The sequence below is a fragment of the Novosphingobium mangrovi genome (genome assembly GCF_022818885.1).
Lineage (GTDB): Bacteria > Pseudomonadota > Alphaproteobacteria > Sphingomonadales > Sphingomonadaceae > Novosphingobium > Novosphingobium mangrovi.
On record NZ_JALHAT010000023.1, the window covers coordinates 28,102 to 45,148 of the forward strand.

The 17,047-nt window shown below is 62.3% G+C and carries 12 protein-coding genes and 1 tRNA gene; 4 read left to right on the forward strand and 9 right to left on the reverse strand.

Annotation, left to right across the window (positions count from 1 at the left end; all coding sequences use genetic code 11):
- The first annotated feature begins 61 nt into the window (after window positions 1–61).
- Both MTR65_RS12995 and MTR65_RS13000 read left to right on the forward strand, forming a co-directional pair.
- Window positions 62–598, forward strand: a complete 537-nt coding sequence (locus MTR65_RS12995; protein WP_243800871.1) for a cytochrome-c peroxidase — start codon at window positions 62–64, stop codon at window positions 596–598.
- 879 nt (window positions 599–1,477) lie between these two features.
- Entirely contained in the window at window positions 1,478–2,797 is a 1,320-nt protein-coding gene (locus tag MTR65_RS13000; RefSeq protein ID WP_243800873.1) for a reverse transcriptase domain-containing protein, read from the forward strand.
- Window positions 2,798–2,856: 59 nt separating this feature from the next.
- Here the strand turns inward: MTR65_RS13000 and MTR65_RS13005 are convergent, their stop codons facing one another.
- The 7 genes from MTR65_RS13005 to MTR65_RS13035 form a co-directional block, all read right to left on the reverse strand.
- Window positions 2,857–3,435 (reverse strand): recombinase family protein, encoded by a 579-nt coding sequence (locus MTR65_RS13005; protein ID WP_243800874.1) that lies wholly within the window; start codon window positions 3,433–3,435, stop codon window positions 2,857–2,859.
- 362 nt (window positions 3,436–3,797) lie between these two features.
- Window positions 3,798–4,682, reverse strand: a complete 885-nt coding sequence (locus MTR65_RS13010; RefSeq protein ID WP_243800875.1) for a hypothetical protein — start codon at window positions 4,680–4,682, stop codon at window positions 3,798–3,800.
- Window positions 4,679–4,879: a hypothetical protein gene (locus tag MTR65_RS13015; RefSeq protein WP_243800876.1), complete on the reverse strand. Its 201-nt coding sequence runs from the start codon at window positions 4,877–4,879 to the stop codon at window positions 4,679–4,681. Before MTR65_RS13015 ends, MTR65_RS13010 begins: the two co-directional genes overlap by 4 nt.
- A complete protein-coding gene (locus MTR65_RS13020) occupies window positions 4,876–5,829 on the reverse strand; it encodes a PGN_0703 family putative restriction endonuclease (RefSeq protein WP_243800877.1) in 954 nt (317 codons plus the stop codon). Before MTR65_RS13020 ends, MTR65_RS13015 begins: the two co-directional genes overlap by 4 nt.
- 75 nt (window positions 5,830–5,904) lie before the next feature.
- On the reverse strand, window positions 5,905–10,836 hold the full coding sequence (locus MTR65_RS13025; RefSeq protein WP_243800878.1) for an AAA domain-containing protein: 4,932 nt from the start codon (window positions 10,834–10,836) through the stop codon (window positions 5,905–5,907).
- A 233-nt stretch (window positions 10,837–11,069) separates the two neighbouring features.
- Window positions 11,070–12,716, reverse strand: a complete 1,647-nt coding sequence (locus MTR65_RS13030) for a DUF6538 domain-containing protein (RefSeq protein ID WP_243800881.1) — start codon at window positions 12,714–12,716, stop codon at window positions 11,070–11,072.
- Window positions 12,717–12,791: 75 nt separating this feature from the next.
- Window positions 12,792–12,881 (reverse strand) — tRNA-Ser (locus tag MTR65_RS13035).
- 155 nt (window positions 12,882–13,036) lie between these two features.
- Here MTR65_RS13035 and hspQ point away from each other — a divergent pair.
- Window positions 13,037–13,417: a heat shock protein HspQ gene (hspQ, locus tag MTR65_RS13040; RefSeq protein ID WP_213503889.1), complete on the forward strand. Its 381-nt coding sequence runs from the start codon at window positions 13,037–13,039 to the stop codon at window positions 13,415–13,417.
- A 36-nt stretch (window positions 13,418–13,453) separates the two neighbouring features.
- Here the strand turns inward: hspQ and MTR65_RS13045 are convergent, their stop codons facing one another.
- Together MTR65_RS13045 and MTR65_RS13050 are read right to left on the reverse strand one after the other, a co-directional pair.
- A complete protein-coding gene (locus MTR65_RS13045; protein ID WP_243800884.1) occupies window positions 13,454–15,721 on the reverse strand; it encodes a putative bifunctional diguanylate cyclase/phosphodiesterase in 2,268 nt (755 codons plus the stop codon).
- A 107-nt stretch (window positions 15,722–15,828) separates the two neighbouring features.
- Complete coding sequence (locus MTR65_RS13050) at window positions 15,829–16,707, reverse strand: ABC transporter permease (RefSeq protein WP_243800885.1); 879 nt, start codon at window positions 16,705–16,707, stop codon at window positions 15,829–15,831.
- A 97-nt stretch (window positions 16,708–16,804) separates the two neighbouring features.
- Between MTR65_RS13050 and MTR65_RS13055 the strand changes: the two genes are divergently transcribed.
- A partial coding sequence (locus tag MTR65_RS13055; RefSeq protein ID WP_243800886.1) for a GcrA family cell cycle regulator occupies window positions 16,805–17,047 on the forward strand: 243 nt, incomplete at its 3' end.

Genomic DNA, 17,047 nt, shown 5'->3' on the forward strand with positions numbered 1-17,047 from the left:
GGAAGCCATCGGTCAGGACGTAGTAGTCGTCGAACAGGTTGCGGACCCCTGCTACATCGCCATGTTCAAGGCGGCTTTCCCGGAAAAGCACGAGGGACGCGAGGTCATAACCTACGCCCGCGTCGCGCAGGCCCTGGCCGCGTTCGAGGACACTCTTGTCTCCGAAGGCAGCCTCTGGGACCAGTGGCGTGCGGGCCGTAGCGAGGCCCTGTCACCGGCCGCGCGTACAGGGGCCGGGATTTTCACGCAGGACTGCGCCTCGTGCCATGCGGGCGACAACCTCACCAATACCAATTACCACCGCATCGCCGCTATGCGTCCCGAGGACCCGGGCCTGCAGGAGATCACCGGCAGGACGCAGGATGCCGGCCGTTTTCGCACCGCGCCGCTGCGCAACGTCGCCGTGACCGCGCCCTATCTGCACGACGGATCGGCCCCCGAACTCGCCTCCGCGATCGCGCGGCATCGACCGGTGCCGTCCTATTCCGCGCAAGACATGGACCGCCTGACCGCCTTGCTCGCCAGCCTTACCGACGAGGGGTTCCTCACCAATCCGCGCTTCGCGCTTCCCCAGACGGCATGCGGCGCCCGCCTGTAAGGCTGGCCCAGTCCCGTGGTATCCGTCAGAAATTCCGCCCGAGATGATAGGTGATATGCGTGATTGCAGCGACGCCGATAGCCGATGGTGGTGGAGCCATCTCATCGACCACCCCGCGCCTTGCCCGCTCGATCCGCGTCCGGAACTGATCGATTACCGGCGCATCGAGACGATTCGCTTCCGATTTCGAAAGCCGTCCAAGGCGCGTAGTCAAAAGGTTGTGGAGCGACAGTCGCTTAGGACGTCGTGGCGGAGAGGGTGGGATTCGAACCTATGGAATTTTAATCGTTTAAAATCAATATTCTGACAATTTGCCGAAGCAGAAAAATGTGCCACATTATGTGACAGTACATCGGTCCATAGATCCTTGGCCATGAGCCTCCTCCGCATCAAATTGCAACTTCATCGACCTCATTCGTCGTCGGGGTCGTCGGGCATGCCATGAGGAATGAACAGGAGCTCCTCCGGCCAGACCGTCTCTTGGTGCGGCTTGTAACCAGGTCCATCCAGACGGATCACGAGCAGGTCGCCACCGCCACCGACATTTACGACGACAACATGGCATAACGGAGGAAGTTGCCCGACCTCTGTGCCAATCCTGTCTCCATACCCCAAGAAGCAGCCTCGGTGACCGACCTGCCATGTGTACCTGCGTGACATAAGACCTCCTCTGCCCCCAGCAAGCTGAAGCTACCTCATGTTCGAGTCAATAGAAATATTCTCAGCAAATCAAAGATTTGGTAGATTGCAACCTACATGTTTGGGGCCCCTTCACCCCACTACTTGGAGGCCGAGCTTTGCAACGGAGTTGCAACCGAAAGGGTAGTGCATTGCCTCTAGATTTGGCTAAAGGGGGAGGCTCCTTCGCAAGGAGCCAAAATGCCGAGTTCCAATCAGAATGCCCCTCACCTCAATGATGGAGGGGATGAGGCCACACTTGCTGCGATCCTCACGGGGGTGCGTTCTGCTCGGTCCATCTCGCTCGATGAGGAGCGAGCACTGCGGCGTTGGTGTAGGCAATCAGCCCGGCAATCTGCTCTCAGCATTGAACGCCTGACCACCATTGGGCATTCCCGGAACGCTCGCCGGGCAAGGCGAGACCATCTGCAATCCGTGACGGCACACCTGGACGCCCTCTTTTCGGCGTCGCGGAAGCGTTGGCCTATACGGTCCGATGACAATGCTGATGTTGCCGAGACTACCCGCCTCAAGCGACTGCAACATGTCTTCGAGGCCTTGGGCAAGTCGCGGACCTTCACGCGCCCTGCACGCGCACAAAATTTTTCAGTCAGCAAGGGACCGGGGCAGGGCCACCGCCTCGTCACGTCCTTTCATTGGGTTGACCGCGCACGTCAGAAGGTCTTGCGCACGGCCCTCACCCCCTTTGCGAACCTCCACGAGGCCCAATTCATGCTCGCGCGTGATAGAGGGCGTCGTGGACCAGCGGCGGTTCGCAAAGCCCTCCTAGCCGCCATGGCCGAATGCGACGAAGACATGGTCTTCCTCCATTTCGACGTGAAGGACTTCTACGGGTCCATTTCACATGCCTGGCTAGAAAGGGAACTGGGCCTTCCCCCAGAGCTCGTTCGGCGACATGTCCACACAGGGCAAATGAGCTTCACGGGCTACAGGGAACGGACCATCGTTCATGCATCGCATGAAGCAACCAGAGAGAGGGGCCAGCGGGGGATACCCCAAGGCTCTGCGCTCTCCCCTCTCATCGGCGAAATGGTGATAGGTGCGGTGATCCGAAGCGTCGCTGTCTTCGAGGACCTGCCCATCTTCACATGGTCGGACAACGTAGGCGTTCTTGCGCCCCGCCTACGTGAGAGGGAGATCGTGGACCTTGCCCGTGCCGCTTTTCGCGCGCACGGCGCTGGCCCCTTCGAATTGGGCATGGCCCGCAGTGAGGTCTTGGACCAAGGCTTCAATTACCTTGGCACCTGGTACTGCAAGCCGGCCGATGGTGACGCTCGCGCCACCATTCCAAGGCAAGTGGTAGCCGCATGGGACATTTCGGTCGGGACGAGCATCATGCACGCTGGCCCTCACGAACTTGACCAGATCGAGAGGCACATCGTCGCGAAAAAGGCCGCTTGGGGCTGGTGGGACGGCTGGCCCCGCCTTGAGCGCCGCCTGACCAACCTCATGTGCTCCGCGCGTGCGTCAGCTTTGTGCAACCCGTTGCAAACTGGCTAGCTGATCCTTTGAGAGGCACCCTCAGGCGCTAGGCCGAGAGCCTGTCCGACACGACCATTTTAGGCTGTCATCGCGCAGTAGCGCTTCACTGTCGCGGTGGAGAGCTTGAAGTGCCTGGCGGTCGCAGAAATGCTGGCCCCCATGTCGGCGCGCCATTGACGTACAACGGCGGCGTCGTGCGCATACGGGCGCCCTAGGCTATCCTTGCCACGATGGGTCTTACCGGTCTCAGCGAGAGCCCTGCGCGCTGCTGCGCGCCCTGCCGCTGTGCGCTCTGCAATCCTCTGCCGCTCCATTTCCGCAACCTGTGCAAGCACGGCGAGGATGATTTCGCCAACGCCCCTCGCGATGGGGCCGAGACCTTGCACGTCGACCGTCACGCCTGCATCGATCAAGCGGCGCACCGTAGTTTGCACGTCGATGGCATCACGGCCAAGGCGGTCGACCGCGTAGACATGGACCACGTCGCCCGGACGAACAAGTTCAAGCAGCTTGGCGAAGGCGGGGCGCGCTGATGCAACAGTTGCACCGCTGATGCCCTCGTCGGCGAATTCCTTGTCAAATGGACCACCCATAGCAGTGCGCTGGGCCTCGATGCTCTGGTCGCCTGTAGAGACCCGGTAGTACGCAATTTTCATGGCATGGCTCACAAGTTAGGTGCGGTGCTGACCTGGCTCTTAAGCAGGCTCATAACACTCGTCAACTTATGTTGTGAGCTATAGATCACAAGCTACAAGATTTGCGCCTAGCAAAGCTAAAGCTTGAAACCCTCCGGTTGTCGGGCGCAACGCCATGGACGTTTCGTCCCGCGTTGATGATGAGCACGTCGTTGCCCGTTTCGGGGTCGGCGCGCCACATGCTGGTCACCTTGAGCTGGGGTGATCGGTCGCGGTAGAACTCCCACAGCCTGAGCAAGCCCAGCCCAGTAGCAACAGCAGCCCCCCCCACACACAGGGCCACTGGACTGGCGTCAGCTACGATGCTTCGAGCACTTTCTGGGTCAAGGACGACCCGCACGGTTCCACTCCTTCAGTTCGTCGAGCGTGAAAGGTGACAGTGGGTCCTTGCGGTGGGCGCGACGATGGCATGTCGGGCATAGGACCACGAGGTGCTCGGCGAGCGTGGTTCGAATGCCAGCACAAAGCGGGTTGGGGTGATGCGCGTCGAAGAGACCCAAATCGCTATGAGCGAACTGGCACGCTTCGCAGGTGCAAACGCCAAACTTGCCGACGTTGAGCACCTTTGCCGCCCGTGAAAGCGCACGATCGCGTTCGCGAGAACGTTGGAGCTTCCACGCGGCTTTGCCTTCCTCGGTGCCCGTCTTGAGCGTGGGCAACATCCGGTTGACTTGGCGCGGCACGCCGCTGTCGTAAAAGTTGAGCGGCAACGGCAGGGGTTTCAGCGTGACCGGCCAGTCGCGCACAGCCTTCCAGAAGGCATCGAAATGCTGTTCGGGCTTGATGATCCCGTCCACTGCCCCCGCAAGTATTCTGCGATCGGGTAGCCCGAGATCGTCGACCAAGTGGGGGTGTCCATCAAGCTCCCAGACATCGTGCAACGCGACAGCGGCAGGCCACTGCGCAAGTCTTTCAGCCTCTGCCGGGGAAACGAAGGCAGCGGTATCACCGTATACACATGAAACCCGCACGAGGTTGACCACCTTGCCTCCGAGGTTGTCACGGACTTTGCTCCCGCCGCCGATAGCGAACACCCACGGGGCATTGACCGCGCGCTTCGCAGCGCCTGCGGGTTGCGAGTAGAACCTCTTTTCGGTGCTTTCGCCGCGACCGCCAAAGCACAAGACGTGCGAACTGATCGGGCCGAATACGGCCTTCGCACCCATAACCCTGTCGGGCGATCCGACAACCTCTTGCACGGTGGTCACGCCGCAAACCATCCATCGGCGAGCCTTCGCACCATGCCAATCCCAGCCAGCGCATCAAGCACGGGGTGGGTGGTGGACGCGCGTTTGCCTTTGAAGACGCGGGCCACGGCTTGAGGGGCGACTGTATCGTTCGCCTTGGCCACCGGCCAGAGCGCATTGCCCTCGCCGAAGTTGGCGATGTAGACGCGACCCGTCATGGTCTTCCCACCTTATTTTTCGCGGCGAGGACTGTATCGACCTTGCCGTCCACCCATGCGCGCAAATCGCCCCATGTCGGGCTGCCGGATGCCTCGCCCCCCAGTTCGATGATCGCCTGATACGACAGCGCCAACGGCGACGGTGCAACGGGTTGCAACGGTGGGAGCCAGTCCAGCGAGCGCGCCTTGATCTCGGTCGGGAAGTTGCCGCCAGCCGCGAAGGCGACGATGCAGCGGGCCTGCTTGCCTCTCGTGCGGCCCAGTTCATGGGCGAGGACCATGTTGCGCATCCACTGGAAGACTTCGCCCCGGAAAGGGCACGGGGCATGGTCGGCTTCGGGGTCGAGCGCGAAGACGGCTGGCAGCGCGTCCCAATAGCGGATGCCCTTGGCAGAGAGCGCGCAGCGGCCCTCTGCGCCCGATCTGGGGTTCACCTGGGGATGGTAGGCACCGTCGCACTGGGCCAGCCCTGCGCCCCTCCCAGAGGCGATGCGCTTGGTCTGGCTGCACGATCCGCCGGGTTCGGTGAATTTGCACTCGATGACCAGAATGGCGTTGGCCCCCACCGCCAGGACGTCGACTTGCGTCGGGCGCGGTTCGGCGAGCAGGTTGGCGGGGTCGCTCCATTCAAGCAGCACCTCCCATGGTCCGCCTGCGGGGAGGCCTGCATAGCGCGCCAGAGCATCCAGCACGATGTCGCGATCCGGATGCGCTGCGATGGTGCCGAAGACATCGATGGCCAGCGCCTGCGAGCTGTGCGGCTTCCAGGCCTGCACTTCGCCGCGCACGCTGTGCCAGGGGAACGCCGCCCAATCGCCGATAGCCTCGTGCGCGCCCAGGAAAAGGTTGGCACGAATCGCTGCGTAACTTGCATGCTGGGCCTCGTTCACACCGCCCTCGGCGCGGGTTCGCTCACCATGCGCGGCACCCTGACGGCACAGCGGCGCCATTTGAACGCGGACTTAGCGACCCGAATTTCCGGCTTCCGCCTTTGTCGAACCGGCAAATTCCCTTAGCCCCCTCTATCATTGCACCACTTCGGAAGAGGCCAAGCCTTCTTCCGAAATGCTAGCAATCGCCAGCTCTGTGTCATGCTGCGCCAAATCACCATCACCGCCCGAAGACCACTCACGCAAACTGGTGTGAACCCGTGACCTTCGTTCAGACGTACGCGGCTGGATGCCCATGGACTTCAACAGCTCCAGAAGCTCGTCGATGACAGTTTGCCGCTCGCGCACGAAACGAGATGCAAAGCACCGCCAAATTGTCCAGCCTGCGCGTTCAAGCGTTCGCTGCCGCGCCATGTCTGCAGGCCATTGCTCTGGCCCATGGTAACGATCGCCATCGCACTCGATAGCTAGGCGTCGGTCGTCATCCCCTTCAACAACCATGTCGATCCGGTGGGCGCCGACTTTCACTTGCGTATCGACACTGTACCCCAACGTCGTCAGCGCATCGAACATTTCGCGCTCGAAGCCTGACTCACATCGCGCCCTCGCATCCTGCGCATTCTCCTCGTCTGCTGGAAAGGGACATCGGAAATGCTCTAGCAGCGCTCGCCGAAGTGCATCGCGCTGGCTTAGTTCCTCCAGCTCGATGGAACGCACGAGGACCATCCGCTCGCGTGCTCTAGAAGCCGCGACATTAAAGCGCTGTTCAAACCCAAGACCACTCAGGGCGTTAGCGTGGCCTTTAGTCACGACGAGCGAGAGGAACATGACGTCTCTCTCGTCACCTTGGAACTTGGCCGGGTCTCCAACGCGCACGTGGTATTTTTCAATGAAGGGGATACCCAGTTCGTCCTCGATACGCTTGTAAATGAGTGCGGCCTGCTCCGTGCCCAACAAGGTCGTCACGCCGAACGTCCTCCCGTCGAAAGCAGGATCATCTCCCATCCGACGCAACTCGCTAACGATGAAATCCGCCTCAGGTGGGTTTGTTTTCCCCTTCCTGTACCCGTCAGTCACCCGAACATCGACTAGGACAGGATCAAGTCGCTCGGATGGCTTTGACAGTCGCAATGGCCTCAACTCGTTGCGGTAGAACTGGCGCTTTGAGAATTCGATGATGGGGGCGGCGCACCGGAAATGCTCTCGCAACATCAGGTTGTCGTTCCCGAAGATCACACTCGCCAGATCGTAGAAGGATGCCTCTTCACGCATCGGTGCTCGATAGAGTGCGACCTGCTCACTCAGATATCTTGCGGCGCGAGCGTTCGCCTGATCCATGGCAAGCCCCACGTTGTCGGGACTGACCTGCTTGTCATCACCGACCACCAGGATTTGATGAGCGCGAAACAGGGCTGGCAACGCCGCTAGGGTCGATTGAGAGGCTTCATCGACAATTACTAGATCGAAGATGCCAAGCTCGGCGGGAAGTGACTCAGAAACGCGGTGATGCGGCATGATCCAGCACGGCAAAGCGCCCTTCACGGCATTTGCGGCGTGCTGCGCTGTTTTGCGGTGCCGGTTGGCATTCTTGCCGGTTCCCCTCCCTATCTTGCCTACGGCAACGGCATAGGCGCTAAGGGCAGCCATGACCTTCGGTGAAGCCTGGCTCTTGAGTTCCCGCCACGTCCGCAGTTCAATCAATCGGGTATAGGTTCGTGCGAGGTCACCTTCGGCCTCCCTACGTTGGCCGTGCAATCGCATAAATGCATCCATTGACTGGGACGCGTCGAGCCATGTGGCCAGCCGCCGAAGTCGCCAGCGACGGCGCCAGTCGCCGGGACACTCAAGGTCTTCCCCATTGACCGCACGGGTTCTGAGGCGCTCAGCCCAGCTTACGCCCCCTGAGGACGCCACTGCCTCACTGATCCGGGCAATGTCGTCAAAGTGCCTCTGAAGCCCATGTAGATGCTCTGAACGACGGAGCAAGGTGAGGAGGCTATCCCTACACGCCGCCTCTGAGAGTTGACCGGAACCGAGCTGGTTGGCCAATTGTCTCATGTCTTCATGCAGCGGGGTGTCGTGCGCTTCCAAAGCCGCCAACAACTTCCGGCGCTTCTCGTTAGCTCGGCTAAGCCGACCCCGGTCGAGATGCAGCCTGAGACAATAGAGGGTGGCACTGGTGTCGGCGTTGCGGTCAACTGAACCGCTCCACTCAGGCAGCAGTTTGCGCAATTCCGCCGAGAGGGATACCGCGTCTGAATGCAGACGCTTCAGCGCGCCCAAACGAAATAGGACCTGAACCGCCTCCCGCCCCGCAGACAACGCGTTCAAGGGCAGTTCCGGCAACCCCGTGCCCGCACAGGCATGGTTCCAACTCGCTGAGAAGCTGTGCGCATCATCATTCGAGCTTATAAAGCGAGTCACGTCAGCCCAATGCTCCGGGCCATCCGGCGCCTTCCCACGCAACCTTACATCGGCCAGCATTTGCTTGGTGCGACGAGCGAATAGGCCTGCAAAGCCGCTGATGCCCTGCCCTCCATCACGCAGATCATGAACGGCTTCAATGAATTTCGGGTCAGAAAGCGCCCCATTAGGTATGGTGACGGGACGGGTCAGAAACCAAGCGTGCTCCTCAGCCAATCTGACAGCTTCCGCCTCAAGTTCCTCTAGGGCCGTGAGCAACGGTTCCGACGGCGACGCCAGCAAGTCTTCAAGCGTGCTATCCCAAGCGGGCGCACCAACGCCAAGGCTGTCACGCTGCTCCGTCCAGACCGCGAGCCGATCTTGCACGGAAGCGACCGCTTCCAAGGTTGCCGCTGTCTCATCTACGAGGCCCCAGAGCGCGCCATCGCTGATACGCGCCTTGATGTCCTCGGCCTGAAGCAAGCTGGAGTGAATTGCGCAAATGCCGTCAACGTCTTCGAGAAGATCACCCGGAGGCAGCTGCTTTCCGAGATAGTCTATCAGGTCACCAACCGCCGCCCTGGCATCACGACATATCGCAATATCTTCCTCGGCAAACCGGGGTGCAAATCGTTCATCGGGCGTGATCGCATCCTCGATCCAGCGAGCTGCATCGCCCGCCTCCATAACCTCGTTAGCGGCCTTCAAGGGCGGGATCGCCTGCCCATCCAATGAGACCGGCTGGAGTGCCGTGCGTCCCAATTTATCGATCTCGAAGTCAAGCTGCGCCAGGGTCTTATGCAGCCCGTCCACCCGACGTTCCATATCCTCAATCTCGCGATCAAGGTCCGCGCGCCGCATGTTCTGCAAACGCTCTGCCACGTGGTCAACTGAGGCGCGAAACTGACGCAACCCCTCCCGGTCACTGTCTAGCAAGCTGACCGCCAAGGGCTGGATGGGAACCGGAAGCTGCGCCCTGAGCACTTGCAAGGCAGGGGTTTTCTGCGAGGTCACTAGCACGCGCTTGCCGCTCGCAAGGTAGTGACTGATGATGTTCGCAATGGTGTGTGTCTTGCCCGTGCCGGGAGGCCCTTGCACAACGACGCCATCGCGCACCGCAAGGCGCTGCGCGATCTGGACCTGCTCACCGTTGAAGGGCTTGGGAAAGAACAGGTCCGCACCTTCTCCGTTCGAGGACGTGACGCCTGGGATCGCGTTGATCCCGCGAAAGGTGGGAAAATCTTCGTGCGCGACGTCGTCTGACGGCTCCGAGAAAAGCGCTTCTACGGCACCTGGCAGCTCCAGAGATGTCTCAGGGCCCTCCAACAGTTCCCGGAAGCACCGCAGGTCCGCCATGAGTTGGGTAGCCCGTCGTTCCCGCTGGAAGAACCCGAAAGCATCGCTCACGACAAGCTCCGCCCCCGGCACGGGCGGCGACAGGACCTTACCCTTGCTTTCAACGTAGCGGGCATTTGGATCGAGCACTGAAGAGGCCAGCCTCAGGATCGGTTCGTAGGTCTCCGCCGCAAATGGCGTCAGGGGTGAGTCAGCCAGTCCGTCGAGGAGTTGGCGGGCTTGCTTACGCCAATCGTCCACGTGCTTCAGTCCCAGCACATCAAGCGGATCGACCTCCACCGAGGGAGCCACCTCCTCGCGGGGCACGAGCGAGATGGTGTGGCTCTTGTGGTCCAATTCGATGTCGAGCGGGACCGTGAGCAACGGGTAGTTCAAACGCTTATCGTCTCGCAGAAGAGCGGCAAAGCCTATACCGCACACGAATTCCTGCGGCGCCCCATCTGGTGCTCCCAGGACTGTTCGGAGGGAAAACAGCGCGGAATAGAGCGCAATGGCCTCCCGTCGCGGCCCTTCTTTCGTTGACCACTCCTCCCATGGCCCTGCGAGGTAGCCAGCGAATGCGGCCTCGATGTCGCCACACTCATCAAGGTCGGACAGCCTCAGCGAGTTCTGGCCTGACTGAAGTTGAAGCCCCGCACGGACGCACTCGCTGGCTGTAATGCTGTCCCGCAGCCGTGGCTTCTTTGCCGGGTCGTCGACGAGCACCGCCCAGACCTTCAAAGCTGGTCCATCAGGGACCGGCGGCGCAACCCTGCTCAGGCGCTCGACTTTCAGCCAGGCGACTTCGCCGCCATCGACTGCATTCAGGTGCACGCCTGGCAAGTTGGCGAGACCGGCAGCGTCACGGCGAAAAGCGCCGTGCTGTGCAACATCGGTGACGATCTTCAGCTTGTCCTTCTCGACCGCGACGACATAGTCGATCAGGTCGATCATGCGCGAAACGACATGCGGATCAGGACGCTGCACGTGGTCGCCAGTACGGTCCAAAGTCACGGAAGGCGTCGTCCTAGTATCTTCATCTGGCTCTTCGGCTTTTCGCTCTCGCACGGCGCGCAGCATATTGCGAAGCTGTGTTCGGCTCTCCGGCGTTGTGACCTCGTCACGATGCACATCGCCAGCAGGAGTGAGATCAGGAAACTCAGCCTGGATTGGCGTCGGAGGAGCAGACCGGACAGGTTCGCCAGACTTCAAGGCGTGCTTGATTGACGCGATGTGGCGTGAAAGCCGGTCGGCACGGTCCGTATCTCGATGCCCGAGTTCATCGCAGACCTGATCGAGTACAGGCGCGCTATGTTGTTCTGCTTCCACTAGAGCTTCGAGCTCTGCGATTGTCTTGTAAAAGAGGGGCCTTTTCCGCATTGCGCCACTGTTAAGTGGCAAAACCTAAATTTGGAATGGCATGCAAGTCAATTTTTTAGGCGGCGCGGCATCCAAGCGCGGCCGTCATCCACGAGACGACTGACGCGACCTTGCACGTTCACGGTCCGCGAGTGCAACGGGTTGCACTTCAGCCGCCACACGTGCCGCCTAAGTGCGAGGTGTTATGTTGCAAAATATCGTGGAAGCCGTGCAATCTGCTCGTACATCACTTGGACCGGGACAGAGCCGTATTTCTGCCCCTCGGTCGTTGCGGCGTGCCCTTGGATCGCATCCCGTGTCTCTATGTCCATGTAGATCGCGCGTGCCTGTTGTTTGAAGCGGTGACGCCAGCCGTGGTTTGGCTGCAGTTCCTCGTCGTCCACTCCAAGGTCTCGGACCCAACCCCCAAGCCGCTCGCCTACCTTCTTGTGCTGCGGGTTCCCCTCGGTCCCGCCACGATGCTTCGACGGATCGTAGAACAACGGCCCTGTTTTGCCCTTCACAACGTCGAGGAGGCCCTGTTCGAGGAGATGGGGGTGCAATGGCACGATCCGCGCTTGCTTACCCTTCTGCGCCCCCGCCTCTGGCGTTATCCGTATGCACTGCACGCCTGTGGAATGCCGGAATATGTCCTCAGCCCTCAACTGCGTGATTTCGCCGACGCGGGCGCCAGTGTAGGCGCATATCCAAGGAACCCAGCGGCGCGCGAACCCCCTGATTGGGGAGCGGGCATCCGGTTCGGCAGCGAGGGCCGCAGCGAGGATCACTTCGGCTTCGGCATCGGTTATGCCTTTCTCCTCGCGCAGGCGCTCCTTTTTTGGGATCGACACGACGACCCTGGACACCGGGTTCTCCGGTATGCGCATGTTGCGCTCAGCCCAACCGAAGACCGTCTTGGCGGCGGCAAGGTATTTCTTGCTTACGGTCTGCTGTGACCTGGGTTTCTCACCTCCCTGTGGCTTGAGAAGCGCGTCCTTCCAAGCGACCACGTCCGCACGGCTCACTCGCGCGGCATCGTCGTGACCAAGATGATCGATGAGGGATTGGAGGCAGGTGCGCCAAGCCTTCAGTGTCGCCGGGGATGGCATCGCCTCGTTGGCATAGTCTCCCAGCAGATCGAAGATCGGCAGGGGTTGATGGTGCACCACCTTCGCGAAGACCTCGGCATCCGCACGAGCATGGTCGGGCGCGAAATAGGCGTCCGGCTGAGGGCGAGGATCAAATGCGTACTCGGACCGAGCAACCCGCGCCCATTCAAGCTGCGCCCGCGCCAGCCGGACTTCGAGGTAACCGCGCGCCCGACTTCCGGCGTGGCATTCCCAACCGTGTGCCTCTGCAAGGTGATCCGCGAGCCAAGACAGCGGCAGGTTCGCGCCGTTCCCCGCCCGTGCTGCGGCCCGCACCGCTTGCTCAAAGTGGCCGAGTTCGTCGGCACTGGCATCGAGCTGGCCGGGCGTAAGGGCCATGACGCGCGTGACGGTCTCTGCCTCCTGCGTCTTGAGCCAAGCGCGCACGACCGCATCGACCTCTTCGGTCTCCGGGACGCGCAGGATGCGCGACTTGGGCAAACCCGGAGCCGTAGGGTCGGGCAAGGCCCGCGCCTCGGCCAGCTTGCGGTCGAAATCTCTCAGGTGCCTCGCGAGCACATGACGTGCCTGCGAGAGGCTATCGGTCTTGAGGGCTATGGTCTCGTCCGGCTTGCCTCCGAAAGCCTGCCGCACGTCCTTGGGCACAGCCCGGCGGAAGTAGAAATGGCTTCCGCGCCGGTAGAGGTAGCGGTGGTTTGCAACCCGTTGCAACGTCGAGGGAGAGGACTTGGAATGTGACATTTTCTGTGACACATCTACGCCTCCAACCCCCGGATATCCAGGGGTTTTAGCGAAATCAACGGGTTATAGAGTAAGTGGCGGAGAGGGTGGGATTCGAACCCACGGTACGGTTGCCCGTACACCGCATTTCGAGTGCGGCGCATTCGACCTCTCTGCCACCTCTCCGCTCGAAGTGCCATCTGCAGGATATGCCTGCGAGGTCAGGAAGAAGCGCGCCACTAATCCAACTTTGCGGTCTTGCCAAGCCCCTAAATGACAAAAAAGGGGAACATTTTTTCAGCTTGCTTGTCCGCCCCCCTCGCGGGGCCTATATTGCACATATGAACAGAGCGTCCTTTTTCTCGCCTCAGGCCGGACGCGTGATCGATGCGCCGCGCCAGATGCGCGCCCGTTTTGCCATCGGCGACATCGTGCGCCACCGCGATCACGACTTCCGCGGCGTCGTCTTCGACATCGACCCTGTCTTCGCCAACAGCGAGGAATGGTACGAATCGATCCCGGCCGAGATCCGCCCCCTGCGCGAGCAGCCCTTCTACCACCTCCTCGCCGAAGCCGACGATTCGAGCTACGTCGCCTATGTCAGCCAGCAGAACCTGATGGCCGACGACGAAGGCGGTCCGGTCGACCACCCCTCGCTCTCGCAGATCTTCGAAGACTACCGCAACGGCCGCTACCAGCTTCGTCGCAGCCTCGCGCATTGAGTTCAACGCGGCGGTTCGCGGCCCTATGCGGCGATCTTAGATCGCCCAGCCGCCACTCCCGGCCCATTGCAGCGCCGGGCCCTGTCCGGCCCGGCTTTCCGCCAGAAGCGCGGACAGCCGCGTCGCGCAGACCGGATGCGAAAGCAGGAAGCCCTGCAGTTCATGGCACCCCAGGTCGCGCAGGAAGGCCAGTTGCATCGGGGTTTCCACCCCTTCGGCCGTTACGGCCATGCCGTGCACCCGCGCCACGCTGACGATGGCCTCCACCAGCCCTGCCCCCTGCGGCGTTGAAATGGCCGCAACGAAGGACTTGTCGACCTTGATGCGGTCGACCGCCATGTCGCGGATGTGGCTGAGCGAGGAATAGCCTGTCCCGAAATCGTCGAGGGCGCAGGCCACCTCGAGTTCGCGCAGGGCTGCGATCGTGCGGCGCACATCGCGTGAGGAGGCCATGAGCGCGGTCTCGGTCATCTCCAGTTCCAGACGCTGCGGCGCAACCCCTGTCTCCTCGAGCAGGTCGCGGACACGTGCCACGAAATCGGTACACCGCATCTGCGAGGGCGAGATGTTGACGCTGACGCGCACCTCAGGCCAGGCCCGTGCGTCCTCGAGCGCACGGCGCAGAACGAAGTTGCCCAGCGCCTCGATCAGCCCCGATTCCTCGGCCTGGGGGATAAACGTGCCCGGGCCGATGAAACCGCGCTCGGGATGCTCCCAGCGCAACAAGGCCTCGACCGCCAGAATTGCGCCGGTCCGCGCGCAGTACATGGGCTGGTAATGGACATGCAACTGCGCCGGGTCTTCGTACACGGCGTGGCGCAGCGCCTGCACCAGCTCCTCGCGCGCACGGATGTCCGCATCCATCGCCGGAGTGAAGAACAGGTAGCGCCCGCGCCCTTCGGCCTTGGCCGTGGTGAGTGCGATGTCGACACGGCGGGTCAGCTCGGTCCGCTCGCGGCTGTCATCGGGAGCGAGCGCGACACCGATGCTGCCGCCGATATAGGCGCGCGCGCCGAACAGATCGAAGGGCCGGGCCAGTTGCTCGACAATGCGCGCGCAGATCCCCTCGACGGCCGCGCGGTCCTCGGGCTCGCAGATGGCAATGGCAAACTCATCCCCCGCCATGCGCGCAACCATGTCGTAATCGCGCACCTCGGCGCGCAGGCGCGCGGCCACCTGCCGGATCAGTTCATCGCCCGCCGGATGGCCCAGAGTGTCGTTGATCAGCTTGAAGCGATCGAGGTCGATGCACAGCAGCGCCAGATGCCCTGTCCCCTCCGGCCCCTGCTCGCAGCGCTCCAGCGCCTCATCGAGCCAGGCCTCGAACATCATGCGGTTGGCCAGCCCCGTCAGCGGATCGTGAAGAGCCTGATAGTGCGCTTCGCTGCGGCTCACGGCCAGGTCGTGGGTCCGCCGGGTCAGACGGTTCGCGAGGAAAAAGACCACCGAGGCAACGAGCACCACCAACAGCATCGACACGGGGCCGAGCGCGGAGACCACCTGCTGGCCCGGCGTGAAGGCACGCCAGACGAGGTAGCCCATGACCTGCCTGGAGCGATCGCGCAGCGGCGCGGAGGCCTCGCCCGGCCCGGTCCGGGGACCGGACTGGTAGCGCATATCGGCCAGGCCGTAGTGCTGCGCCAGACGCTCGAAGAAAGGCCCGTCGAGATAGGCGACCCCCACCACCATCGGCACCGCGCCCACGCGTTCGCCATCGGACGCCCGGCCAGCCAGGACCGGCTTTACCGAGAGGATCGCGGGGCGGCCGCGCAGGAAACGCAGATCCGCCACCACCGGCGTACGCGTGCTCGAACCATCGTTCTGGGTGCGGTTGCGGATGGTCGCCCCGCGCATCTGTTCGGCCAGCGGGGCGGCGTATTGCTCGATCCCGATGTAGCTGCGCGCCGCGACCCGCGCGTTACCCTCAATCGCGTAGAGCGGCGTTCCTTCAGGCGACAGGAGATAGGTCTCGGCAAGGCCCGCATAGTCGGTGAACCAGCGCTCGGCGAAAACGTCGAGCCATTCGAGATCCGGCTCGCCGCTGGACAACTGGCCCAGCAGTGCGCGGGAGGACGCGCCGACCTCGAGCCCATGGCTCATCTGCTCGACACTTTGCGCCACCACGGTCTTCGCGGTCGCCTGGTCCCGCTCGCGGGCAATCCGGTCGACCTGGCCACCCGACCACTGGAGCAGCGCGACCAGCAGCGTGCCCAGCACCATGATGGCGAGAGCCAGCGACAAGGCAAAGGCCGAACCGCTTCGGTCCGAACCTGCCCGAGGGGGATGGGCACGCCGTTCCTTCACGGGCGCCAGACTGCTCCCGCAAGAGATGCAATTTGGTTAATGTCGCAAGCCACCTTCTGCCTTCCCCAACAAATCCTCGTGTGCGGCAGATTCGGCATGAACGAGATCTATCCCTTGAGCTTCCAGCCCGAGCGCAGGATCATGTAGACCACTACGGCCAGAACGGCATCGACCAGCGTCATGCCCAGCGCGCTGTGCAGCACGTCCATGTTGGTATCGCCGATGTCGCTTTCGCCCAGGAACCCGAAGCGGAAGCCCGAGATCACGTAGAAGAAGGGATTGATGCGGCTGATGACCTGGAAGGCAGGCGCCAGGTTGTCGATGACGTAGAACGTACCTGAAAGCAGCGAGAGAGGGGCAATGACAAAGTTTGTCACCGCCGCGTTATGGTCGAACTTTTCCGCCCAGATCGAGGACAGAAGGCCCAGCAGCGCCAGGAACACCGCGCCGATGAGGCCGAACCACACGACCGCCCAGGGGTGCGCCATCGAGAGGTCGACCCCGGGCCAGAGCAGCATCGCGATCGACAGCGCCAGGCCCACCATCACCGCACGGGTGACCGCAGCCCCCACCATCGCGGCCATCAGTTCGGCTTCGCTCAGGGGCGGCATGAGGTAGTCGATGATCGTGCCCTGGATCTTGCCGGCCAGGAACGAGAAGCTGGAATTGGCAAACGAGTTCTGCATCATGCCCATCACGATCAGGCCCGGTGCCACGAAGGTCGCGAAGTTCACGCCCAGCACCATGCGGTCCCCGCGGCCCATCGCCAGCGAGAAGATCACCAGGAACAGGAGCGTGGTCACCGCAGGCGCCCAGATCGTCTGCGTCTGGACCTTGAAGAACCGGCGCACCTCCTTCATATAGAGGGTTCCGAGCCCGACCCAGTTCACCGTGTGGATGATGGGCTCGCCCTTGGCCGGGAAACGGCGGGGCTCAACGGGCCTCTCGGCACTGTGGAGTTCGGTCGAATTCGTTTGATCGTCCATGCCCCGGCGACTATCGGCTGACGTTTGGCATGGCAAGCGCCACCTTTTGAATTTCGGACAACCCGCGCGCGGTTGTCCTGTGAGGAACGGAACAGGAATGAGCTGGACGGACGAGCGCATCGAGAAGCTGACCAAGATGTGGGAAAGCGGGTCCACCGCCAGTCAGATCGCGGAAGAACTCGGGGGCGTCAGCCGCAATGCGGTCATCGGCAAGGCCCACCGCCTGGGTCTGAAGGCGCGCCCTTCCCCGGTGAAGGCGAACGAGAAGCCCGCCCGCGCGCCCGCGCCCAAGAAGGCGAAACCGGCGAGCGAGGCACCGCCCGCGCCAGCCGCGGCCCCG